The following is a 21,654-nucleotide window of genomic DNA, read 5'->3' as shown; positions in this document are numbered from 1 at the left end:
TGGGACCAGGATAACGGAACGGTCACGAGATGAGAAGCACCCGTGACCCGCGCGTCGTCAGCGGACGGCGAGCATGACCTCGACGACGGCGTCGAGGACGGCGTCCACCTGTGCTTCGCGGTAGCCGCCGTGCTTGGGACGGAACACCACCGACCGGACCTCGGTGAGGCTCAGGGGCTTGCCGTCACGGAAGTAGCCGGCGAGCCGCTCCGCGAAGGCGTCGACGTCCTTCGGGTGGTACCCGGTGCCGAGCGGGCTGGTGCGGGCGAAGCGTTGCCCTGCCGGGCGTTCGAGCCGTGCGACCACGTCCGAGGCCTTGGCGCGGGCCTCGGCGTACCAGGCCTTCTGGCCGACGTCGGCGATCTCGCGCTCCCGCTCCCGTGCGGCGAAGGCGTCCTCGAGCCGCTCGAGCGCTGCGTCGACGTGCGCCGTGGAGTACCCGCCCTTGCGCATCGAGAACGCGGTCGCGCGGATCTTCGCCGCCTCGATGCCCGGTGCGGTGTCGCCCGCGGTGTAGGCACGACGGGCGTCCTCGAGGAACCGATCGACCTCGTCGACGTCGTACCCGAGGGACTTGCGGTCTGCGGAGGGGAAGGTCGTGGCCACGGCGACATTCTGCCAGCACCGGACCATGACGCTGCCTGGACGCGCGGCCCGCCGGGGCGTCGGCCGTTCAGGTCAGTGGTTGACGATCAGGTACAACACGTAGGCCACGGCGGCCGACGGCAGGATGCTGTCGATGCGGTCGAGCAGCCCGCCGTGCCCGGGCAGGAAGGACGAGATGTCCTTGATCCCGAGGTCCCGCTTGATCATCGACTCGGTCAGGTCCCCGAGTGTCGCCGAGCCCGAGATGAGCACGCCGAGGACGATGCCGGTCCACCAGGGCAGCCCGAGCATGAGCCACGTCACGACGATGCCGACCAGGATGCTCGCCGCGACGGACCCGGCGAAGCCCTCCCAGGTCTTCTTCGGGCTGATCCGCGGCGCCATCGGGTGCTTGCCGAGGTTCAACCCGGTGGCGTACGCCCCGGTGTCCACGGCGACCACCACGAGGATGAACGCGATCACCCACAGCTCGCCGCGGGGCTGCGCCGAGAGCAGCACGATGCAGGCGCCGAGCAGGGTGATGTACGCCTGGACGAAGAGTCCGTTGGTCAGGTCACGGGCAACGTGCCCGGCCGGCGGCTTCTCACGCGTGAGCCTGACCTCGACGAGCCGCCACACCGCGATGAGGACGATGCCGCCGATGATCGCGAACAGTGCCGCGACCTGCCCGCCGAGGAACGCCGCCGGGACCATGGCGACCGCCGTCAGGACACTGGGCACGCGGGGCACGTCGCGACCAGCGAAGCGCATCGCACTCGCGAGCTCGTACACCCCGACACCGAGCAGGAACGCCGCGACGACCATGAAGGCCGGCTTCCAGATGAGCAGCGAACCGAGCATCACGACCGCGAACGCCAGGGCGATGGCGATCGCGGCCGGCAGGTTCCGACCGGTGCGAGCGGTCAGGGCCTCGTTGCGCGCACCGAACTCCGCCTTGCGCTGCTTGAGCTGCGCTTCGAAGTCGGCGCGCGCCGCACGGGCACGGGCGTCGAAGTCCTGTCGGAGCCCCTTCTTCGCAGTCGGGACCGGTTCCGGCGGGCGCGGTTCTGTGGGGCGGTCGCCGCCCGGCTCGGGGAGACGCATCAGACCTCGAGGAGTTCGGCTTCCTTCTTCTTCAGCGCGTCGTCGATCTGGTCGACGTGCTTCTTCGTCAGGGTCTCGAGGTCCTTGTCGCCGCGGGCGATCTCGTCGTCGGAGATCTCCCCCTTCAGCGCGTCGAGGTCGTCCTTCGCGCGGCGGCGGATGTTGCGGATGACGACCTTGTGGTCCTCACCCTTGCCGCGGACGAGCTTCACGAACTCCTTGCGGCGGTCCTGCGTGAGCTCGGGGATCGTCACGCGGACGATCTCGCCGTCGTTCGACGGGCTGGCGCCGAGGTTCGGGAACGTCGCGATGGCGCGCTCGATCTCCTTGAGCGCCGACTTGTCGTACGGCGTGACGATGAGCGTGCGGGCCTCGGGCGTCTGGAGCGACGCGAGCTGCGCGAGCGGGGTCGGCGTCCCGTAGTAGTCGACCGGGATCTTCTGGAAGAGGGCGGCGTTGATGCGTCCGGTACGGACGGTCGCGAAGTCGTCCTTGGCGACGTCGACGGCCTTCGCCATCTTCTCGGTGGCTTCGGTCAGGACATCACTGATCACGGTGGTTCTCCTTCGGTACTGCGTCGAGTCTAGTCAGCGTGCGGGTCAGTTGCTGACGACCGTGCCGATCCGCTCCCCGCGGATCGCGGCCGCGACGTTGCCCTCGCCCTCCATGCCGAACACGTGCATCGGCATGCCGTTGTCCATGCAGAGCGAGAACGCGGTGGCGTCGACGACCTTGAGACCCTGCAGCAGGGCGTCCTGGTACGTGACGTGGTGCAGCTTCTCGGCCGTGGCGTCCTTCTTCGGGTCGGCGGTGTACACGCCGTCGACACCGTTCTTGGCGACCAGGACCTCGTGTGCGTCGATCTCGAGCGCCCGCTGCGCCGCGACGGTGTCCGTCGAGAAGTACGGCAGCCCCGCACCGGCACCGAAGATCACGATGCGCCCCTTCTCGAGGTGCCGCTCGGCGCGCCGCGGGATGTACGGCTCCGCGACCTGGGTCATGCTGATCGCCGACTGCACCCGAGTCGCCGCACCGGCCTGCTCGAGGAAGTCCTGGAGCGCGAGCGCGTTCATCACGGTCCCGAGCATGCCCATGTAGTCGGCACGCCCGCGGTCCATGCCGCGCTGCGAGAGCTCGGCGCCGCGGAAGAAGTTGCCGCCGCCGACCACGATGGCCACCTCGACGTCCTGCGCGGCCTGCGCGATCTCCTTGGCGATGGTGCTGATGACGTCCGGGTTCACCCCGAGGGACCCGGCCCCGAACGCCTCCCCCGACAGCTTCAGCAGGACCCGGCGGCGTCCGGTCTTCTCGTTCGTCATGTGGCGCACCCTTCGTCGAATGTCTCGTGGGAATCTACCCGGCCGCAGCCGGTCCGGCGGAGGAGGCCGTGCCTCCAGGCCGGGTCCGCGCGTGTCGCAGCGCGCAGAAAACGGGGCCCGGAACCGATGTGGTTCCGAGCCCCGTCACGGGTTCGTTACGCGCCGACCTTGACGCGGGCGAAGCCCTGGATCGTCAGACCGGCGTTCTCGGCGGCCTTCGCGACGGACAGCTTATTGTCCTTCGCGTAGTCCTGCTCGAGGAGCGCGACCTGCTTGCGGTACGCGTTGAGGCGACCCTCGACGATCTTCGGCAGGGCGGCCTCCGGCTTGCCCTCCTCGCGCGTGATCGCCTCGACGGTCGCGCGCTCCTTCTCGATGGCCTCGGCCGGGATCTCGTCGCGGGTCAGGTACGTCGGGTTCGCGAACGCGACGTGCTGGGCGATCGAGCGCGCCTCGGCGGCGTCGGAGCCCGCGTACGCGATGACGACGGCGATCTGCGGCGGCAGGTCCTGGCTGGTCTTGTGCAGGTAGACCTCGAAGGCGTCGCCCTCGACACGGACGACCGTGCGCAGCGCGAGCTTCTCGCCCAGCGCGGCGGCGGCCTCGTCGATCGTCTCGGCGACCGTCTTGCCGTCGAGCGGCGCGGCGTTGCCGGCCTCGACGTCGGACGCACGGGCGGCGGCGACCGCGGCGACGACCTTGTCGGCGAGGGTGGTGAACTTCTCGTTCTTCGCGACGAAGTCGGTCTCGCTCGCGAGCTCGACGACGGTGGCGGCGCCACCCTCGGTCGTCGCGACGACGACACCCTCGGAGGTCGCGCGGTCGTCGCGCTTGGCGACGGCCTTCGCGCCCTTGATGCGGAGCAGCTCGACGGCCTTGTCGTAGTCGCCGTCGGCCTCGACGAGCGCGTTCTTCGCGTCCATCATGCCGGCCCCGAGGTCCTCACGGAGCTTCTTCACGTCAGCAAGGCTGTAGTTGGCCATTGACTGGAGTCCTTTCTGGACTGTGGTTGTGGGGAGAGAAGGAAGGGGCGCCGAGCCGAGCGGCCCGACGCCCCCGGTGACTACTCGGCCGAGGTGGCTTCGGCGTTCTTGGCCTCGTCGGCGATCGGCTCGCCGATCTCCTTCGCGGCGACCTGCGCGTCGGCGTCGTTCTCCTCGACGGGGGTCTCGGCTGCGGGAGCGGCCTCGGCTGCCGGAGCAGCCTGCTCGCCACCCTGCTCACCGGAGAGGAGCTCCTGCTCCCACTCGGCCAGCGGCTCGGCGGTCTCCTCGTCGCCACCGTTGTGGCGGGTCTTGAGGCCCTCGGCCGCGGCGTCGGCGACGATGCGGGTCAGGAGACCGACGGAGCGGATCGCGTCGTCGTTGCCCGGGATCGGGTAGGTGATCTCGTCGGGGTCGCAGTTGGTGTCGAGGATGCCGATGACCGGGATCCCGAGCTTCTGCGCCTCGTCGATCGCGAGGTGCTCCTTCTTGGTGTCGACGACCCAGAGCGCGCTCGGGGTCCGCGTGAGGTTGCGGATACCGCCGAGGGTCTTGTGGAGCTTGTCCAGCTCGCGCTTCTTGATGAGGAGCTCCTTCTTGGTGAAGCCCTTCGTCGTGTCGTCGAAGTCGATCTCCTCGAGCTCCTTCATGCGCGCGAGGCGCTTGGAGACCGTCTGGAAGTTCGTGAGCAGACCGCCGAGCCAACGCTGGTTGACGTACGGCTGGCCGACGCGGGTCGCCTGCTCGGCGATGGAGCCCTGCGCCTGCTTCTTGGTGCCCACGAAGAGGATCGTGCCACCGTGCGCGACCGTCTCCTTGACGAAGTCGTACGCGCGGTCGATGTAGGCCAGCGACTGCTGCAGGTCGATGATGTGGATGCCCGAGCGCTCGGCGAGGATGAAGCGCTTCACCTTCGGGTTCCACCGACGGGTCTGGTGTCCGAAGTGGACGCCGCTGTCGAGCAGCTGGCGGATGGTGACGACGGCCATGCCGTCCCTCCTTGTTCTCGGCGCACGACTGTTGGGCCGTGCGCACGGTTGCGGTTGTGTCGGTCACGACCGGTGGTCGTGGCCCCTGGCGCCCTGTCCGCACGGCCGCCCGCTCGCGAGAGCAGGACCGGTGGCCGCGGGACGTGCCGTTGAACGAGCAGTGTCGTTGCAGGCACGGTGGACGCGCGAAGTCAGCGCGCTGGAGCGCGCTGCGGTGGCAATGCTAGCAGGTCCCGGCGACCTGCCCGACGCGGGCTGGATTGCTGACCGTGGACGCACGGGAGGCGCGGTGCGGGACCGACCCGCACCGCGCCTCCCGTCGGGTGGTGACGCCGGTGGACGCTACTTCGCCGAGACCGTGTCGCCCTCGGCCGAGATGCCCATCTCCTCGAGGGAGCGACCCTTCGTCTCGGGGATCTTCGTGATGACGAAGAACAGGGACAGCAGGGCGAACAGCGCGTAGATGCCGTAGGTGACCGTCAGGTTGAAGCCGGACAGCACCGGGAAGGAGATCGTGACGAGGAAGTTCGCGATCCAGTTGGCCGCCGAGCCGACACCCAGCGCGGTCGCGCGGATGCGGTTCGGGAACATCTCGCCGAGCAGCACCCACATGAGCGGACCCCAGGTCGCGCCGAACGAGACGACGAAGAGGTTGGCGAAGACGAGCGCGATGAGGCCCCAGGCGCCCGGCAGCTTCGGCTCGCCGTCGACGATCGTGGCCTGGGAGAAGGCGATGGCGACCATCGTGAGCGACACGAACATCCCGGAGGAACCGGCGATGAGCAGCGGCTTCCGGCCGAGCTTGTCGACCGTGAAGATCGCGATGAAGGTGACGGCGACGTTCACGACGGAGGTGATCGTCGAGATGAGGAACGACTGCTCCTCCTTGAACCCGACCGCCTGCCAGAGGGTGGTCGAGTAGTAGAAGATCACGTTGATGCCGACGAACTGCTGCAGCACGGCGAGGATGATGCCGACCCAGACGATGGGCTGCAGGCCGAAGCGGTTGCCCCGGATGGAGCCCTTCTTCTCGTTGGCTTCCTTCTTGATGCCGTCCTGGATCTCCTCCAGGCTCGTGTTCACGGTGTCACGCGGGACGATCTTGCCCATGACCTCGCGGGCGTCGTCGGCACGGCCCTTCGAGAGCAGGAAGCGCGGGGACTCCGGCAGCGTGATCGCGAGCACGCCGTACACGACCGACGGGACCACGCCGACGAGGAACATCCAGCGCCAGGCGGCGAGGCCGAGGACCTGCTCCGAGGCACCGCCGGCGGTCACCGCGAAGATCTGGTCGGAGAGCAGCGCGGCGAAGATGCCGAGCGTGATGGCGAGCTGCTGGAAGGACGCCAGACGGCCGCGGATCGCCTTCGGGGAGACCTCGGAGATGTACGCGGGGGCGATGACCGACGCGGTCCCGATGCCGAGGCCGCCGACGAGACGCCAGACGACCAGGTCCCAGGTCGCGAACGCGAACGCCGAGCCGATCGAGCTGACGAAGAACAGCACCGCTGCCCAGAACATGACGCGGGTGCGGCCCCAGCGGTCGGCCAGGCGGCCGGCGAAGTAGGCGCCGAACGCGCAGCCGATGAGCGCGGAGGCGACCGCGAAGCCGCTCGCGGCCTCGGACAGGCCGAACTCGCCCTTGATCGCGTCGACGGCTCCGTTGATGACGGAGGAGTCGAATCCGAAGAGGAAGCCGCCGACTGCCGCCGCGATGGCGAACAGGGTGACCTTCCCCTTGAACGCACGGTCCTCGCCGTGCTGGGTGGACGTGTTCGACACGGTGCTCCAGGTTCTTGCCGCCGTGCTGGGTGGCGCACGGTGCCCCGGCGGTCGGCTGGTTCGCCGTCCGAGCGGCGTTGCGTGTTCCGGAGCGGCCCCGACTGTACTCGCTGGCGGCTCGTGGGGCACATCGACGTGCGGCGATGGCGCGGCGGGGCCGTGGGACGTGCGGGTTCTGGGTTCGTCGTGGATCGCGCGGGTTCTCCGACGGTGCGCGCGTCGATCGACACCCGCCGTGTCGCAGCGGGCACCTGACGCGCTGCTCCGCCGCCGTCCCTGCACAGCCCTGGAGGCAGCGGGCACCGTCCCCAGGTCGGCTCGCCGCCGCCGGTGGCCCGGTCCGGCTCGACGACCCTCGTCACATGAGACGGTCACCGTTCCTCCTCCCCCGGCCCGGGCGGCCGTTCGGACTCCTCGTCCTCGCGGTCGCGCTCGTGGTCGCGCTCGTGGGTCCGCGTCTGCCGGGGCGTCCGGCGACCTCCGACGAGGCAGGCCGGTCGACTGCGACGATCGTGGCGGGCGAGGACGAGGCCCCGCCGCCGTGGGTCTGGCCGACAGGCACGCGCAAGGTCGTCCGACCGTTCGAGGCGCCCGCGGACGACTACTCGGCCGGTCACCGCGGCATCGACCTGGCGTCCCCACTCGGGGCCTCCGCCGTGGCCGTCGCGGACGGGACGGTGTCGTTCGCCGGACAGGTCGCCGGCAGGGCCGTCGTGACGATCGACCACGGGGAGGGCCTCGTGAGCACGCTGGACTCCGTCGACCCCTCGGTGACGACGGGTGACACGGTCCGGCAGGGGACGCTGGTCGGTGTCGTCTCGGTCGGGCACTGCCCGGCCCCGGATCCGTGCGTGCACCTCGGTGCCCGGGTCGACGGTCACTACGTCGATCCGCTGGGGTTCCTGTCACCGGCAGCCTGGCCCGTGCTGCTCCCCGAGTCGGCGTGGCCGGGGTGACGTGACGCAGGCGGTGCGGCGGGACGGTATCGGGACCCCCGCCTGGCCGGGCTGCGTCCCGGCCTCCCTCGCCTCACCGGGTCTCGCCCGGCGTCCGGGGTCAGGCGCGGGGGTGCGCCGTCCGGTAGACCTCGCGGAGGCGTGCGGACGACACGTGCGTGTAGATCTGCGTCGTGCCGAGGCTCGCGTGCCCGAGGAGCTCCTGCACGGCCCGGAGGTCCGCTCCCCCGTCGAGCAGGTGCGTGGCCGCCGTGTGCCGGAACGTGTGCGGCCCGCTCGGCCCGGCACCGGGCAGGTCCTCGAGGGCCCGCGCGACGACCCGGTACACGCTCCGGACCCCGAGCCGGCCGCCCCGGTCGCCGAGGAACAGCGCGTCGCCTCCGGAGCGCTGCGCCCGCACCTGCCCCGGGGACCGGTCCGGCGTCTGCGCCGCAGCCCGGGCGGCCAGGACCGGACGCCCCCGTTCGAGCCATGCGTCGAGCGCGTCCCTGGCGGGGACACCGAACGGCACCACGCGCTCCTTCCCGCCCTTGCCGAGCACGCGGACGGTCAGTCGGGAACGGTCGACGTCCTCGACGTCGATGCCGACGAGCTCGCTCACCCGGATCGCCGCGGCGTAGAGCAGTTCGACGACCGCCAGGTCCCGGAGTGCACCCGGGTCGTCCGTCCCGGCACGGGCGGCGAGCCCGTGGAGCACCGACCGGACCTGGTCCGTCGACACGACGCGAGGCAGGTGTGCGGACCCCTTCGGCGCGCGGAGCCGAGCGGCCGGGTCGGTGTCGAGCACACCGGTCTCGCTCGCCCACCGGGTGAAGGCACGGACCGAGGACGACCGGCGCGCGATCGTCGACCGCGCCAGTCCGCGCTGGTCGGCGTCCCAGAGCCAGTCGCGGAGCGCCTCGAGCCCGAGGCCGGTGGTGGTGCCGATCCCCCGCTGCGCGGCGAACTCCACCAGCTGGTCGAGGTCGTTCGCGTACGCGCGGACGGTCTGCTCGCTGAGGCCACGGGCACTGCGGACGTGGTCGAGGAACGACTCCACCGCCGCCACGAGTCGCGCGTCCGTCTGCTCCGCCACGGCCCCAAGGGTAAGCGCCCACCGTCGTCACGACCTGGCCCACCCGCCGCCGGTGTGCCGGACGAGTCCCTGCAGCTCGGCCAGCGCGAGGGCGTCCGCCACCGCTCCGGTCGACATGCCCGACCGGACGGCGATCTCCTGCTCGCCGAGCGCGCGCCGTCCCAGCGCGTCGAGCACCCGGACCACCTCGGGGTCCTGCCGCCCACCGCCGAGCGGCTCGTCGCTCCGGGGCGCACCGCCCCGACGTGTCCAGCGGCCTCGGACGGACCGGCCGCGCGGACCGACGACGGCGTCGACGGGATCGCCCGGACCCACGACGATCTGCGCACGTCCTTCGGCGACCAGCCGGTGGCACCCCACCGATGCGGGCGACGAGAACGCACCCGGGACGGCGAACACGGGCCGTCCGAGCTGCGCGGCGTGGTGCGCGGTGTTCAGGGCTCCGGACCGGGCGCCGGCCTCGACCACGACGGTCGCTGTGCTGATCGCCGCGATCAGCCGGTTGCGTGCAAGGAACCGCCAGCGCGTCGGTCGGGTTCCCGGCGGTGACTCCGCCAGCAGCGTCCCCTGCCGAGCCACGTTCCGGAGCAGCTCGACGTTGCCCGTCGGGTAGAGCTGGTCGATCCCGCCCGCCAGGACCGCGACCGTCGGGGTACCTGCGGCGACGGCGACCCGGTGGGCGGTGGCGTCGATGCCGTACGCGCCACCGCTCACCACCGTGCATCCCGCATCGGCAGCGACCGAGGCGATCTCCGCCGTCGCCTCCGCCCCGGCGGCGGTGTTCGCGCGCGACCCGACCACGGCCAGGCCCGGCCCGGAGGCGCGCCGACCCGAGCGGGTCCAGAGCACGACGGGCGCGTGCGGGCCCAGGTCGTCGACGCCGACCGGCCACGCTGCCGTGCCCGGGACGACGAGTCGCGCGCCGACCGCGCCCGCGGCGGCCAGCGTCGTGAGGACGTCGACCCGTCCGAGCCGCGGGCCCCACCGTTCGAGGGCGACCTGCAGCGCCTCGGCGAAGGACCCCGGGGACTCCGCTCCGGGCACCTGCCGATCGGCGCACGCGTCGAGCAGGTTCCTCGGCCCGTCGTCGACGGCAGCGCGCACCAGCGCGAACGAACGCTCTGCTCCGAGCTCCTGCACGAGCAGCCCGGCCACGGCATCACCGGGCTCGACGACGGTCGACCACGCCACCCGTGCCGCTGCCTCGACCGGGTCGACCGCGTCGGCACCGCCCGGACCGAGGGCTGCCGCGACCGTGCCGAGCAGGTCCTGCGCCTCGTTCACAGCGCACTCCGCAGCGCGAGCGCCTCGCGCACGTGCCGTGCACCCGGACGGTCGTCGCCCTGCAGGTCGGCGAGGGTCCAGGCGAGCCGCATGGTCCGGTCCCAGCCGCGCATCGTCAGCGTGCCGAGGTCGAGCGCCCGGTCGAGTGGCTCCGTGGCGCCCCGCTCCGGACGCCCTGGGCCGCGGAGCCAGGCACCGGACACCTCGGCGTTCCGGGTCCACCCCGTGCCGGCGAGCCGGGTCCGCATCGCGCCGCGTGCCGCTTCGACCATCGCCCGTGCCGCAGCCGTGGTGGGGGTCGTCCCGTCCTCACCGCGGATCAGCCCGGTCGTCACCCGCGGGACGCGCACCCGGATGTCCATGCGGTCGAGCAGCGGCCCGGACATGCGACCGAGGTACCGACGGACGGTCGCCGGCGGGCACTCGCACGGCTGCTGCACCGATCCGGCGTTGCCGCACGGGCACGGGTTCGCCGCGAGCACGACCTGGCAGCGTGCGGGGAACTCGGCGGCCCCGGCGGCGCGGTGGACGGTGATCCGACCGGACTCCAGCGGCTGTCGCAGAGCGTCCAGCACCGCGCGCGGGAACTCGGGTGCCTCGTCGAGGAACAGGACGCCCTGCGTCGCACGCGACACGGCTCCCGGCCGGACCGTCCCGGAGCCCCCACCGATCAGGGACACCGCCGACGCCGAGTGGTGCGGGGCCTCCCACGGCGGCCTGGTCGTCCACGACGCGACACCGTGCCCGGCGACGGACCGGACGGCCGCGACCTCGAGGGCCGCGTCGTCGTCGAGGTCCGGGAGCAGCCCGGGCAGCCGTTCGGCGAGCATCGTCTTGCCGGCACCCGGCGGTCCGACGAGCAGGGCGTGGTGGCCCCCGGCGGCAGCCGCCACGACCGCCCGGACGCCGGTGGGGTTGCCCACGACGTCGGCCAGTTCGGCGACGGGCGAGCGTTCCGGGAGCACCGGCGGAGCGGTGACCGGATCGACCTCGACCGGCGGCAGGAGCGCCCCGGCGTCGATCGCCGCGGCACGGAGCGAATCCACGGCACGCACCTCCACGCCACGCACGAACCGCGCCTCGTCGAGGTTGCCCGCGGGCAGCACGACCTGCTCGGCTCCGGCGTCCCGTGCCGCGAGCAGCATCGGGACCACCCCGGGGACGGGTCGGACCCGGCCGTCGAGCCCCAGTTCCCCGATGTACACGACCCGTTCGCTGACGCGGGGTGCGACCTCGGCCCCGGCGAGCACGGCCATCGCGATCGCGAGGTCGAACCCCGACCCGCGCTTCGGGATCGCCGCCGGCGTCAGGTTCACCGTGATCCGTCGGGCCGGGAGGGGCGCACCGGCGTTCGCCGCTGCTGCCCGCACCCGCTCCCGGGCCTCGCCCAACGAGGTGTCCGGCAGCCCGATGATGCTGAACGCGGGCAGCTGACTCGTCAGGTGCGCCTCGACCTCGATCCGTCGCCCGGTGACACCGAGCAGGGCGACCGCCGCGGACCGGCCGATGCCGGTCACAGGATCCCCTCCAGGTGCTCGATCCCGAACACGTCCCCGGCGACGTGCACCGCCACCGCGTCGAGTCGGACGGCGGGGGCGTGCGTGTCCGGGTGCGCGGCGAACCACATCGGCACCAGCCGTCGGAGCCGCGCGGTCTTCCCCGCGGTGATCGCCTCGAAGGGGTGCCCCGTAGCCGTGCCCGCTCGCGTCTTGACCTCGACGAAGACCAGGGTCCGCCCGTGCCAGGCGACGACGTCGACCTCGCCCCGGGCGCACCGCCAGTTCCGCTCCACCAACCGGTACCCGCGCGCCGTGAGCCATTCCACCGCGCGGTCCTCGCCGTACGCACCGAGTGTTCGTCGTTCCATGTCGTCGCCTCCACCGACGACGATGCGGCAATGCGTCCCCGCGCCATCGGCCGCACACCAGAACTGTGGACGAGCACTTGTGCAGGGAATGCTGTGCAGGAATGACGAGACCCCGGACGCTGTCAGGGCATCCGGGGTCTCGTGCGGTCGTGCGTCAGTGCGCGGCTGCGTACGCTTCCTGCACCTGGGTCGAGATACGGCCGCGGCTCGAGACCTCGTAACCGTTCTCCTTGGCCCATTCGCGGATCTTCGCGAGTTCCTCGGAGTTCCCACGCTTCGGCGCGGACTTCGGTGCAGAACCGTTGCTGCTACCGGAACGACGACCGGAGACCTTCCGCGCCGCCGCGACGTAGTCGGAGATCGCTTCGCGGAACTTGTCGACGTTGTCGTCCGACAGGTCGATCTCGTAGTTCGAACCGTCGAACGCGAACTCGACGGTGCGGCCTTCTCCGGCTGCGATGGGCGAGTCGTCGAGGTCGTCGACGAGCTGGACGGTGACCTTCTGTGCCATGTCGTGCTCCTGTTCAGGGGGATTGTGGCCCCCGCGACGACGAGTCACGGGGAAAGCTTCTCCACCACCGTAGCGCGACAATTGCAGGAATGTGTTCGGAAAGGCACCCGAGTCGCAATTCCGAAGAAACTGTGGATCACTCGTCGAGTGCGAGTTCCTTCGGCAGTTCGAGTTCACGAGACGTGAGTTCCTCGACGTTCACGTCCTTGAACGTGAGCACGCGGACGGACTTCACGAAGCGGTCCGAACGGTAGACGTCCCAGACCCACACGTCGTTCATCGTGAGTTCGAAGTAGAAGTCGTGCTCGGTGTCACGGCGGACGAGGTCGACCTCGTTCGCCAGGTAGAACCGGCGCTCGGTCTCGACCACGTACCGGAACTGCGACACGACGTCGCGGTACTCGCGGTACAGGGCAAGTTCGACCTCGCGGTCGTAGTCGTCGAATTCGTCGTCATCCATCGCCCGCACAGTCTACGGCGAGTCGAGCAGCCGTGGACGCCGCCCGATCAGCCTGGGACGGAGAGCTCGTCGAAGCCGTCGAGCGCGACGCTCGACGCCTGGTGCAGCCAGCTCTTCCGGTGCAGCGGGTGCGCGCCGACGGACCGGATGCCGTCGTAGTGCGCGGTGGACCCGTACCCCTTGTTGGACGCCCAGCCGTAGTGCGGCGCGTCCTCGTGCGCGGCGATCATCAGGGCGTCCCGTTCGACCTTCGCCACGACCGACGCGGCAGCGACCGAGGCACAGTCCCGGTCCGCCTTGACGCGCACCACGACGTCGAGCGGACCACCGGTGGCGACGAGGTCGGTCGGGACGGCCCGCGACAACCAGTCGAACGACCCGTCCAGCACCACGACGGCGTCGTCGAGGCCCAGCCCGTCGCTGACGAGCGCGCCGAGTGCCGCCGCGCCGGCCTGCCCGAGCGCGGGCACGATCCCCTGCTGGTCCACCACGTCCGCCGACGCCATCCCCACGGCGGTGCGCGCCCACCGTCGGACGACCGGCACGAGTTCGGTGCGGCGGGCAGCGGACAGCAGCTTCGAGTCGGCGAGCCCCTGCGGCACGCGCCCGATGTCGAGGGTCACCGCCGCAACCCCGACGGCCACCGGACCGGCGATGGCGCCGCGGCCGACCTCGTCCATGCCGATCACCGTCACCCGACCGGAGCCGAGCAGCTTCTTCTCGACCCGCAGCGAGGGCCGGACCGGGGTCACCGGTCCTTCTCCTCCACGCCCGCGAACACGTCGGGGTAGTCGTCGAGCCAGGTCCAGCGGCTGGTGGGCCAGGAGATGACGAAGGCCCTGCCGGTCACGTCGGACAGCGGTACGAAGCCCTTGGACGGGGTGTCCCGGTTGTACCGGGAGTCCTTCGAGTCGTTCCGGTTGTCGCCCATCACCCAGATCGTGCCCTCGGGCACGGTGACGGAGAACGGGTCCGCCGAGGCCGGCGCGCCGCTGGGCAGCAGTGTGTACGGCTCCTTGAGCGGGACGCCGTTCACCGACATCTGCCCGAGGTCGTTGCAGCACGTCACCTTGTCACCGGGCAGGCCGATCACCCGCTTGATCAGGTGGTCGTCGCTGTCACCGGTCCCCAGGCCGACCTGGGTGAGGAGCCAGTCGATCGCCTTCGCCGGCTGCGTCGTGGGCGCGACACTCGGCACGTCCGCGCCGGTCAACCACCCGCCCGGGTCCTTGAAGACCACGACGTCGCCCCGCTTGAGCGAGACCACGTCCGGCACGAGCTCGTTGACGATCACCCGGTCGTTGACCTGCAGCGTGTTCTCCATCGACTCCGACGGGATGTAGAACGACCGGATCAGGAACGTCTTCACGAGGAACGAGACGAGCAGTGCCGCGAGGAAGATGATCACGAGGTCCCGCAGGAACGTCAGGACGCCGTTGCCCTGCTTCTCGGCCCGTGGGCGGCGCCCCGATCCTTGCGTGGTGTCCGTCATGTCCGCTCTCGTTCACGAGCACGCTCGAGCAGCGTGCCGACCCACGCCCGTACTCGTCGGGCGTGGAAGACCCGGCGCCCCGTGGGGCGCGCTCAACGGGAAAGCCCCCCGTCGATGCACAACCGTACATCGGCGGGGGGCGTCCAGTGGAACCCGGCTCGCGGGCCCTCACTGTGAAGGCGATCAGGCGTCGCGCTTCTCCTTGATCTTGCGGCGGGCCGCCTTGCCGCGGAGCTCGCGCAGGTAGTACAGCTTCGCGCGACGGACGTCACCGCGGGTGACGACCTCGATGTGGTCGATGATCGGCGAGTGCACCGGGAACCAGCGCTCGACGCCGACCTGGAAGCTCACCTTGCGGACCTTGAAGGTCTCGCCGAGGCCGTGGCCCTGACGGGCGATGACGACACCCTGGAACACCTGGACACGCGAACGCGTGCCCTCGATGATGTTGACGTGCACCTTGATGGTGTCGCCGGGGCGGAAGTCCGGGACGTCGGTGCGCAGGGACGCTGCGTCGACGTGGTCGAGGAGCTGCATGTTCGTTCACTCTCTGCGGACGCGCACGGGTCGCCGCGGATCGGTGTGTGGAAAGAAGTGTGCGTGCCCGGAATCGGCGACTCCCCCGTGGCAGAGTCCAGCCAGGGCACAGCGGTCCATCATGCCACAGGGACGCCCGCACGCAAAACGACCAGGATGGACGCATGATCGAACTTCGCACCCCCGCCGAGCTGGAGGGCCTGCGCGCCGCCGGCCGGTTCGTCGCCGACGTCCTCGACGAGCTGCTCGAGACCGTCGACGTGGGCGTGAACCTGCTCGACCTCGACCGCGTCGCCGCGGGGATGATCGCCGACCGCGGCGCGGTGAGCTGCTACGTCGACTACCACCCCTCGTTCGGCAACTCCCCCTTCGGCCGCAACCTGTGCACGTCGGTGAACGACGCAGCGCTCCACGGCCTGCCGCACGACCGCGTGCTCGTCGACGGCGACCTCGTCAGCCTCGACTTCGCCGCGAGTGTCGACGGATGGGTCGCGGACTCCGCCGTCACGGTGCAGGTGGGCACGCCCCGCGACGAGGACCAGCGACTCGTCGAGACGGTCGAGCGAGCACTGGCCGCCGGCATCGAGCAGTTCCGGCCGGGCAACAAGCTCGGCGACGTCTCGTACGCCATCGGCCGGGTCGCGAAGGACGCCGGCTTCACCGTCAACACGCAGTTCGGCGGACACGGCGTCGGGCGCACCATGCACGGTGACCCGCACGTCCCGAACGACGGGCGCCCGGGACGCGGTCTGAAGCTCCGCCCCGGTCTCGTGGTCGCGATCGAGCCGTGGCTGATGCAGGGCACCGACGAGCTGGTGCAGGACGAGGACGGCTGGACGCTGAAGAGCGTCGACGGCTCGCGAGCGGCGCACGTCGAGCACACGGTCGCGGTCACCGAGGCCGGCCCCGAGGTCCTCACCCTGCGTCGCGCCCAGCGCGCCGAGGCGACCGCCTGACGGACGGGAGGCGCGGTGCGGCCCCGCCCCGCGCCTCCCGTCCGGACACGTCCGTGGGAGCGATGGATCACACCGAACAGTCGGCGGCAGCCTGTCGCCCTCGCGGTACGGACCGACAGCCGGGCAGCCAGACAGACAGGCTCGGCAGCGGGCAGCGGGCAGCGGGCAGCGGGCAGCGGGCAGCGGGCAGCGGCCCGGCGCTACGCGTCGGGCAGCAGGTCCGGACGGACCCGACGGGTCCGCTCCACCTGCTGCTCGTGCCGCCACGCGGCGACGTGGGCGTGGTGCCCGCTGAGCAGGACGTCCGGCACCTCGAGGTCCCGCCAGACCGAGGGCTTCGTGTACGAGGGGTACTCGAGCAGGCCGCCCTCGTGCGACTCCTCGACGAGCGACTCCGGGTTGCCGACGACGCCGGGGACCAGTCGGCCGACCGCCTCGATCATCGCCATCGCAGCGACCTCGCCGCCGTTCAGCACGTAGTCGCCCAGCGAGAGCTCGACGACCGAGCACCGTTCGGCCGCCCACGCGAACACGCGCGCGTCGATGCCCTCGTACCGCCCGCAGGCGAAGACGAGGTGGTCGTGCTCGGCGGCCAGTGACCGGGCGATCGACTGGCGGAAGGGGGTCCCGGCGGGGGTGGGGACGACGAGCGTCGACGACCCGTCCTCGCGGAGGATCGACGACAGCGCCTGCGCCCACGGCTCGGGCTTCATGACCATGCCGGCCCCGCCGCCGTACGGCGTGTCGTCGACCGTGCGGTGTCGGTCGGTCGTCCAGTGCCGCAGGTCGTGCACGTGCACGTCGAGCAACCCGTCGACGCGGGCCTTGCCGAGGAGCGAGACGTCGAGGACGGAGAAGAACTCCGGGAAGATCGTGACGATGTCGATCCGCACGATCAGCCCTGCGGGTCGGTCGGGGTGACCGTCTCGGGCCGCGAGGTGTCCTCGGGGTCCTCGAACAGTCCCGTCGGCGGCGTCACCGTGACGGTGCCCGCTGCGATGTCGACCGTCGGCACGATCGCCGAGACGAACGGCACCAGGACCTCGCCGCGCGACGGGGTGTCGATCGCGAGCAGGTCCTGTGCGGGCAGGTGGTCCACCCGTGCGACCGTCCCGACCTCGACGCCGTCGCGGAGCACGCGCAGGCCGACCAGCTGGTGGTCGTACCAGGCGTCGTCCTCGCCGGTCTCGGCGTCGGCGTCCTGCTCCACCCAGAGGATCGCCCGCGCGAGGGACTCAGCAGCGGTGCGGTCCGCGACGCCCTCGAAGAAGGCGACCGGGTGGCCGTTGTACCAGCGGAGCTCGTCGATGGTCAGGGTCTTGCCCGACCACGGCGAGTCCGAGGGGACCTGGAGCGTGAACTCCGCCCCCGGCGTGAACCGACGATCCGGGTCGTCGGTGTAGAGCTCGAGCTTGATGCCGCCCTTGAGCCCGTGCGCCTTCGTGATGCGACCCACCCGGAGTTGGGTCGTCTCCCTAGGAATCGGTGTCGACCACGTCGACCCGCACCCGCTTGCCGTCGGCGAGAGCCGACACGAGGGTGCGGAGCGCCTTTGCGGTCCGTCCGGCGCGACCGATCACGCGACCGAGGTCCTCGGGGTGCACACGCACCTCGAGGACCTCGCCACGCGCAGAGGTGGAACTGGCGACGCGGACGTCGTCCGGGTGATCGACGATCCCCTTGACGAGGTGCGTCAGCGCAGAGTCGAGCAAGGAATCAGGCCTCGGTCGTCTCGGCGGCGTCGTCGGCCGACTCGGCCGGAGCGGCGGCGGGGGCCGTCTTCTCCGACTTCGGCTTCAGGACGGCCTTCTTGGCGGTGTCCGCGACGAAGGCCTGCTTCGGCTCGGCGACCTTGACGGTGGACTCGGTGTTGCCCTCGCCCTTGAACTTGCCCCAGTCGCCGGTGAGCTTGAGGAGCGCCGCGACCTGCTCGGTCGGCTGCGCGCCGACGCCGAGCCAGTAGAGCGCACGCTCGGACTCGATCTTGATGACCGAGGGCTCCTCGGTCGGGTGGTACTGACCGATCTCCTCGATCACACGACCGTCGCGCTTGGTGCGCGAGTCGGCGACGACGATGCGGTAGTAGGGCGCACGGATCTTGCCGAGACGCTTGAGACGGATCTTGACAGCCACAATTACTCCTGTTGCGTGTTGTTGTGGTTGAACCGGAACCGCGGGCGTGGGGGCACGCGCGGTGGAAGCTCGAAGGAAGTCGCGACCTGCTGGATAGAGGGTCGAGCAGACGCGATTCGACCGTTCATTCTTGCAGGTTTCCGCCGCAGAAGCGAGCCGGGACGCGCCGTGGTCGCCGTGGTGTCACGGCGCAAGGGTACGGACGGCGTCGATCGCCTCGCTCGTGGCGCGGACCGCGTCGACGCTCCTGGCGTCGCGGGCACCACCGACGACGGCGTACGGCACCCCGGCGGCGGCCAGGCCCGGTGCGAGCCCCGCTCCGGCGATGCCCTCGGCGACGACGCCTTCGGTGACGCCCTCGGTGACACCCTCGACCGCGGGCGAGCGTTCCTGTCCGGCGCACACGACGACGTGGTCGGCGGGCACCGCGGTCTCCCGACCGTCCTCGTCGCGGATCCACAGCGTGCCGGGCTCGATGCGCAGGTACTCCTGCACCCCGCCGATCATCCGCACCCCCGCGTCACGCAGCCGCCCGACGGCCACCCAGCGGGACGTGATGCCGATCCCCTGGCCGAACTTCCCGGACCGTCGGAGCACCGTCACGTCGGCACCGGGCCGGAGCGTCCGTCCCACCGCGGGCAGCCGTTGCGGGACGTCGCCGACCAGGTCGTCGGCGACGGTGACGTCCCACCGCGCGGCGAACTCCGCCGCACGCACGGCCTCGTCGGGCGACTCGACCAGGAAGGCCGCGGTGTCGACGCCGATGCCACCGCCGCCGATCACCGCCACGGTGCCCGGGGGCACCCCGTCGCGCAGGGCGTCCTCGTAGGACACCACGTGCGGCAGCTCGGCGCCCGGCACGGCGAGGCGTCGCGGGACCACGCCGGGCGCGAGGACCACGGCGTCGCTGTCGAGCAGGTCCGCGGAGGTGGCCGTCCGACCGAGGAGCACCGTGGCCCCGCGCTCGTGGAGCTCGGCGCGGGCTGCCTCGACCGTCGCGGCGTAGTCCTCCTTGCCGGGGACGGCCGCCGCCAGCGCGAACTGCCCGCCGAGTGTGTCCGACGCCTCCCAGAGCGTCACGGCGTGACCCCGCCGCGCAGCGTCCACCGCGGCAGCGAGCCCGGCGGGGCCACCACCGACGACGTCGACGCGCTTGGGGTCGGTCGTCGGACGCAGCGGCAGGGCGAGCTCGCGGCCGGCGCGCGGGTTCACGAGGCACGACACCGGCTGCCCGACGATCGAGCGGTCGAGGCAGGCCTGGTTGCAGCCGATGCACGTGTTCACGAGGTCGAAGCGGCCGTCGAGCGACCGGCGGACGATGTCCGGGTCGGCGAGGAACGGACGGGCGAGGGCCACGGCGTCGACCTGCCCGTCCCGGAGCACCGCCTCGCCGTCGCGCAGGTCGGTCATCCGGTTCGACGCGATCACCTGCACCTCGGGGTGCGCAGATGCGCGGACCACACGAGCGATGCGCTCGGCGTAGGCGAGCCAGGCCCCGTGCGGCACCGAGGCCTGGACGGTGGGCGTGCGCGACTCGTGCCAGCCGATGCCGACCGACACCGCGTCGAGGCCGAGCGGCAGCAGGTCGTGCACGAGCGCGTCGATCTCGTCGTCGGTGGTCGACCCGGGCATGAGGTCGGCGCCGGACAACCGGATCGTCACCGCGAGGTCGGGGACGGCGGCACGGACGGCTCGGACGACCTCGATCGCGAACCGACGGCGTCGGACCGCGTCCCCGCCCCACTCGTCGTCGCGGAGGTTCGTCAGCGGCGACTGGAACTGGTTGACCAGGTACCCCTCGGACGCCATGATCTCCACGCCGTCGAAGCCGATCGCGGCAGCGGACCGTGCAGCCGTGGCGAAGTCCTCGATCGTGGCGCGCACCTCGGCGTCGGTGAGCGCGACGGGCTGCACCCCGCGTGCAGCGGCCCACGGCAGCGCCGAGGGAGCCACGACGCGCTGGGGTCGCCCGTGCCGGTCGACCATGCCGTTCGCGAGGGCGTACCGGCCGGCGTGGAAGAGCTGCGCGAGCACCGCCCCGCCCTCGTCGTGCACCGCGTCGACCGCGACCCGGAACCGCTCGTCCGCTCCCCCGACGCCGAACACCGCGAAGTCGGGGCCGCCACGCGCCTCGTCGCTGACCGCGATCCCGCCGGTGACGATGCACCCGACCCCACCGGCGGCCCGCTCCCGGTAGAACGCGGCCATCGCGGCGCCGCCGTCGTCGAGGACCTCGAGCCCGGTGTGCATCGACCCCATCACCACGCGGTTCCGCAGGTGCAGCGGACCGAGGGCCCACGGCGACGAGAGGACGGCGAGGTCGGACACGGCAACGCTGCTCATGGCCACCACTCTGCCGGACGACGTGCCCGGGACGGAGTTCCTTGTGCCGACCCTCCAACCCGACGGGCAGGATGGCCCCATGGACATCCGCTTCACCGAGTCCCGCCCGTCGACCATCGGCGTCGAGTGGGAGCTCCCGCTGGTCGACCGCGGCACCGGCGACCTCGCGCCCCGCGCCCCCGCCGTGATCGCCGCCGTGCAGGAGCGTCTCGGCGACCACGACCGGGTGACCGAGGAGCTCCTGACGAACACCGTCGAGGTGGTCACGGGCGTGCACGAGACCGTCGGTGGGGCGACGAGCGAGCTCGCGGGCATCATCGGCGAGGTGATCGACGCCGCCGAACCGCTCGACGCGCAGGTGATGTGCTCCGGCACCCACCCGTTCGCGCTGTGGGACCAGCAGGAGATCACCGCGGACAGCGAGCACTACACGACCCTGATCGACCGCACGCGGTGGTGGGGCCGGCAGATGCTCATCTGGGGCGTCCACGTGCACGTCGGCATCGACGACCGCGACAAGGCGGTGCCGATCATGAACGCGATGCTCGCGTACGTGCCGCACCTGCAGGCGTTCACCGCGTCGAGTCCGTTCTGGGGCGGGACCGACACCGGCTACGCGTCGAACCGTGCGCTCATGTTCCAGCAGCTCCCGACCGGCGGCCTCCCGCCGGGGATCGACGACTGGCGCGGCTTCGAGACCGTCGTCGACGACCTGACGAAGACCGGTGTGATCGACGGCTTCAAGGACCTCCGGTGGGACATCCGCCCCTCGCCGGGCTGGGGCACGCTCGAGAACCGCGTGTCCGACGGGGTCTCGACGCTGCACGAGGTCGGCGCGGTCACGGCGTTCGTGCAGTGCCTCGTCACAGCGCTGTCGGACCGGCTGGACCGCGGCGAGACCCTGCCGTCGATGCAGCCGTGGTTCATCCGCGAGAACAAGTGGCGTGCCGCCCGCTACGGCATGGAGGCGGAGATCATCACGAACGCCGCCGGCGACGAGCGCCTGGTCACCGACGAGGTGCACGACCTGGTCGCACGGCTCGCTCCCGTCGCGGAGCGTCTCGGCTGCCAGCAGGAGCTGCACCACCTCGACACGATGATCGCCGAGGGCGCGTCGTACCAGCGGCAGCTGCGGGTGGCGCAGGAGAACGGCGGCGACCTCCGCGCGGTGGTGCGCCACCTGGTCACGGAGCTGCGGGAGTCGCTCTAGACGCGACCCACGGACGGACGGGAGGCCCGGTGCCAGCTGGCACCGGGCCTCCCGTCCGTCATCCGGTC

At 71.5% G+C, this 21,654-nt stretch carries 24 protein-coding genes; 3 read left to right on the top strand and 21 right to left on the bottom strand.

Features of this window, described 5'->3' with window-relative positions; all coding sequences use genetic code 11:
- Positions 1-57 precede the first annotated feature (57 nt).
- The 7 genes from ACIPEQ_RS00315 to ACIPEQ_RS00285 all read right to left on the bottom strand — a co-directional run bounded on the left by ACIPEQ_RS00315 (position 58) and on the right by ACIPEQ_RS00285 (position 6,762).
- Positions 58-606, bottom strand: a complete 549-nt coding sequence (locus ACIPEQ_RS00315; RefSeq protein WP_402713356.1) for a DivIVA domain-containing protein — start codon at positions 604-606, stop codon at positions 58-60.
- Positions 607-678: 72 nt separating this feature from the next.
- A complete protein-coding gene (locus ACIPEQ_RS00310) occupies positions 679-1,689 on the bottom strand; it encodes a phosphatidate cytidylyltransferase (RefSeq protein ID WP_402713354.1) in 1,011 nt (336 codons plus the stop codon).
- Positions 1,689-2,243 (bottom strand): ribosome recycling factor, encoded by a 555-nt coding sequence (frr, locus tag ACIPEQ_RS00305; RefSeq protein WP_058750599.1) that lies wholly within the window; start codon positions 2,241-2,243, stop codon positions 1,689-1,691. Before frr ends, ACIPEQ_RS00310 begins: the two co-directional genes overlap by 1 nt.
- A gap of 45 nt (positions 2,244-2,288) precedes the next feature.
- Positions 2,289-3,008: a UMP kinase gene (gene pyrH, locus ACIPEQ_RS00300; protein ID WP_058729969.1), complete on the bottom strand. Its 720-nt coding sequence runs from the start codon at positions 3,006-3,008 to the stop codon at positions 2,289-2,291.
- Between the two features lie 155 nt (positions 3,009-3,163).
- Positions 3,164-3,991: a translation elongation factor Ts gene (tsf, locus tag ACIPEQ_RS00295; RefSeq protein WP_402713352.1), complete on the bottom strand. Its 828-nt coding sequence runs from the start codon at positions 3,989-3,991 to the stop codon at positions 3,164-3,166.
- A gap of 80 nt (positions 3,992-4,071) precedes the next feature.
- A complete protein-coding gene (gene rpsB, locus ACIPEQ_RS00290) occupies positions 4,072-4,980 on the bottom strand; it encodes a 30S ribosomal protein S2 (RefSeq protein WP_126892277.1) in 909 nt (302 codons plus the stop codon).
- Positions 4,981-5,322: 342 nt separating this feature from the next.
- Positions 5,323-6,762 (bottom strand): sugar porter family MFS transporter, encoded by a 1,440-nt coding sequence (locus ACIPEQ_RS00285; RefSeq protein WP_209677432.1) that lies wholly within the window; start codon positions 6,760-6,762, stop codon positions 5,323-5,325.
- Between the two features lie 362 nt (positions 6,763-7,124).
- On the opposite strand from ACIPEQ_RS00285, the gene ACIPEQ_RS00280 reads away from it, so the two are divergent.
- Positions 7,125-7,718, top strand: a complete 594-nt coding sequence (locus ACIPEQ_RS00280; RefSeq protein ID WP_402713351.1) for a M23 family metallopeptidase — start codon at positions 7,125-7,127, stop codon at positions 7,716-7,718.
- Between the two features lie 100 nt (positions 7,719-7,818).
- Here the strand turns inward: ACIPEQ_RS00280 and ACIPEQ_RS00275 are convergent, their stop codons facing one another.
- The 9 genes from ACIPEQ_RS00275 to rplS form a co-directional block, all read right to left on the bottom strand.
- Positions 7,819-8,793: a tyrosine recombinase XerC gene (locus ACIPEQ_RS00275; RefSeq protein WP_250368495.1), complete on the bottom strand. Its 975-nt coding sequence runs from the start codon at positions 8,791-8,793 to the stop codon at positions 7,819-7,821.
- A 27-nt stretch (positions 8,794-8,820) separates the two neighbouring features.
- The gene (gene dprA / locus ACIPEQ_RS00270) at positions 8,821-10,077 is read right to left on the bottom strand and encodes a DNA-processing protein DprA (RefSeq protein WP_402713348.1); all 1,257 of its coding nucleotides are present in this window, start codon (positions 10,075-10,077) and stop codon (positions 8,821-8,823) included.
- Entirely contained in the window at positions 10,074-11,594 is a 1,521-nt protein-coding gene (locus ACIPEQ_RS00265) for a YifB family Mg chelatase-like AAA ATPase (protein ID WP_402713346.1), read from the bottom strand. The genes dprA and ACIPEQ_RS00265 overlap by 4 nt, the downstream gene beginning before the upstream one ends.
- Positions 11,591-11,944: a YraN family protein gene (locus ACIPEQ_RS00260; RefSeq protein WP_209677435.1), complete on the bottom strand. Its 354-nt coding sequence runs from the start codon at positions 11,942-11,944 to the stop codon at positions 11,591-11,593. Before ACIPEQ_RS00260 ends, ACIPEQ_RS00265 begins: the two co-directional genes overlap by 4 nt.
- 154 nt (positions 11,945-12,098) lie before the next feature.
- A complete protein-coding gene (locus tag ACIPEQ_RS00255) occupies positions 12,099-12,455 on the bottom strand; it encodes an Lsr2 family protein (RefSeq protein ID WP_126892414.1) in 357 nt (118 codons plus the stop codon).
- Between the two features lie 136 nt (positions 12,456-12,591).
- Positions 12,592-12,915: a DUF2469 family protein gene (locus ACIPEQ_RS00250; RefSeq protein WP_058730091.1), complete on the bottom strand. Its 324-nt coding sequence runs from the start codon at positions 12,913-12,915 to the stop codon at positions 12,592-12,594.
- Between the two features lie 47 nt (positions 12,916-12,962).
- On the bottom strand, positions 12,963-13,667 hold the full coding sequence (locus tag ACIPEQ_RS00245) for a ribonuclease HII (RefSeq protein ID WP_402713344.1): 705 nt from the start codon (positions 13,665-13,667) through the stop codon (positions 12,963-12,965).
- The gene (lepB, locus tag ACIPEQ_RS00240) at positions 13,664-14,407 is read right to left on the bottom strand and encodes a signal peptidase I (RefSeq protein WP_250368500.1); all 744 of its coding nucleotides are present in this window, start codon (positions 14,405-14,407) and stop codon (positions 13,664-13,666) included. Before lepB ends, ACIPEQ_RS00245 begins: the two co-directional genes overlap by 4 nt.
- Before the next feature lie 183 nt (positions 14,408-14,590).
- Complete coding sequence (rplS, locus tag ACIPEQ_RS00235) at positions 14,591-14,944, bottom strand: 50S ribosomal protein L19 (protein ID WP_058730094.1); 354 nt, start codon at positions 14,942-14,944, stop codon at positions 14,591-14,593.
- Positions 14,945-15,108: 164 nt separating this feature from the next.
- Between rplS and map the strand changes: the two genes are divergently transcribed.
- Positions 15,109-15,900, top strand: coding sequence for a type I methionyl aminopeptidase (gene map / locus ACIPEQ_RS00230; RefSeq protein WP_402713342.1), 792 nt, complete (start codon positions 15,109-15,111; stop codon positions 15,898-15,900).
- 200 nt (positions 15,901-16,100) lie between these two features.
- Here the strand turns inward: map and trmD are convergent, their stop codons facing one another.
- The 5 genes from trmD to ACIPEQ_RS00205 all read right to left on the bottom strand — a co-directional run bounded on the left by trmD (position 16,101) and on the right by ACIPEQ_RS00205 (position 20,376).
- On the bottom strand, positions 16,101-16,793 hold the full coding sequence (trmD, locus tag ACIPEQ_RS00225) for a tRNA (guanosine(37)-N1)-methyltransferase TrmD (protein ID WP_402713340.1): 693 nt from the start codon (positions 16,791-16,793) through the stop codon (positions 16,101-16,103).
- A 2-nt stretch (positions 16,794-16,795) separates the two neighbouring features.
- Positions 16,796-17,356: a ribosome maturation factor RimM gene (rimM, locus tag ACIPEQ_RS00220; RefSeq protein ID WP_209823444.1), complete on the bottom strand. Its 561-nt coding sequence runs from the start codon at positions 17,354-17,356 to the stop codon at positions 16,796-16,798.
- A 19-nt stretch (positions 17,357-17,375) separates the two neighbouring features.
- Positions 17,376-17,612, bottom strand: a complete 237-nt coding sequence (locus tag ACIPEQ_RS00215; protein WP_058730104.1) for an RNA-binding protein — start codon at positions 17,610-17,612, stop codon at positions 17,376-17,378.
- A gap of 4 nt (positions 17,613-17,616) precedes the next feature.
- Complete coding sequence (gene rpsP, locus ACIPEQ_RS00210) at positions 17,617-18,033, bottom strand: 30S ribosomal protein S16 (RefSeq protein WP_066654835.1); 417 nt, start codon at positions 18,031-18,033, stop codon at positions 17,617-17,619.
- 183 nt (positions 18,034-18,216) lie between these two features.
- On the bottom strand, positions 18,217-20,376 hold the full coding sequence (locus ACIPEQ_RS00205) for an FAD-dependent oxidoreductase (RefSeq protein ID WP_402713338.1): 2,160 nt from the start codon (positions 20,374-20,376) through the stop codon (positions 18,217-18,219).
- Between the two features lie 79 nt (positions 20,377-20,455).
- Here ACIPEQ_RS00205 and ACIPEQ_RS00200 point away from each other — a divergent pair, with 79 nt between their 5' ends.
- Complete coding sequence (locus ACIPEQ_RS00200) at positions 20,456-21,586, top strand: glutamate--cysteine ligase (RefSeq protein ID WP_402713336.1); 1,131 nt, start codon at positions 20,456-20,458, stop codon at positions 21,584-21,586.
- Positions 21,587-21,654: the final 68 nt, after the last annotated feature.

This window comes from Curtobacterium sp. NPDC087080, assembly GCF_044745105.1.
GTDB lineage: Bacteria > Actinomycetota > Actinomycetes > Actinomycetales > Microbacteriaceae > Curtobacterium.
Note: the sequence above shows the minus strand (reverse complement) of the source record. Positions and strands in the feature narration are given on the sequence as shown.

Excerpts from the sequence above, each read along its gene's own strand:
- pyrH (WP_058729969.1), bottom strand. The coding sequence starts at position 3,008 with ATGACGAACGAGAAGACCGGACGCCGCCGGGTCCTGCTGAAGCTGTCG.
- ACIPEQ_RS00280 (WP_402713351.1), top strand. The coding sequence starts at position 7,125 with ATGAGACGGTCACCGTTCCTCCTCCCCCGGCCCGGGCGGCCGTTCGGA.
- rplS (WP_058730094.1), bottom strand. The coding sequence starts at position 14,944 with ATGCAGCTCCTCGACCACGTCGACGCAGCGTCCCTGCGCACCGACGTC.
- lepB (WP_250368500.1), bottom strand. The coding sequence starts at position 14,407 with ATGACGGACACCACGCAAGGATCGGGGCGCCGCCCACGGGCCGAGAAG.
- rpsB (WP_126892277.1), bottom strand. The coding sequence starts at position 4,980 with ATGGCCGTCGTCACCATCCGCCAGCTGCTCGACAGCGGCGTCCACTTC.
- ACIPEQ_RS00255 (WP_126892414.1), bottom strand. The coding sequence starts at position 12,455 with ATGGCACAGAAGGTCACCGTCCAGCTCGTCGACGACCTCGACGACTCG.
- ACIPEQ_RS00200 (WP_402713336.1), top strand. The coding sequence starts at position 20,456 with ATGGACATCCGCTTCACCGAGTCCCGCCCGTCGACCATCGGCGTCGAG.
- ACIPEQ_RS00310 (WP_402713354.1), bottom strand. The coding sequence starts at position 1,689 with ATGCGTCTCCCCGAGCCGGGCGGCGACCGCCCCACAGAACCGCGCCCG.
- map (WP_402713342.1), top strand. The coding sequence starts at position 15,109 with ATGATCGAACTTCGCACCCCCGCCGAGCTGGAGGGCCTGCGCGCCGCC.
- ACIPEQ_RS00205 (WP_402713338.1), bottom strand. The coding sequence starts at position 20,376 with ATGAGCAGCGTTGCCGTGTCCGACCTCGCCGTCCTCTCGTCGCCGTGG.
- ACIPEQ_RS00250 (WP_058730091.1), bottom strand. The coding sequence starts at position 12,915 with ATGGATGACGACGAATTCGACGACTACGACCGCGAGGTCGAACTTGCC.
- tsf (WP_402713352.1), bottom strand. The coding sequence starts at position 3,991 with ATGGCCAACTACAGCCTTGCTGACGTGAAGAAGCTCCGTGAGGACCTC.
- ACIPEQ_RS00260 (WP_209677435.1), bottom strand. The coding sequence starts at position 11,944 with ATGGAACGACGAACACTCGGTGCGTACGGCGAGGACCGCGCGGTGGAA.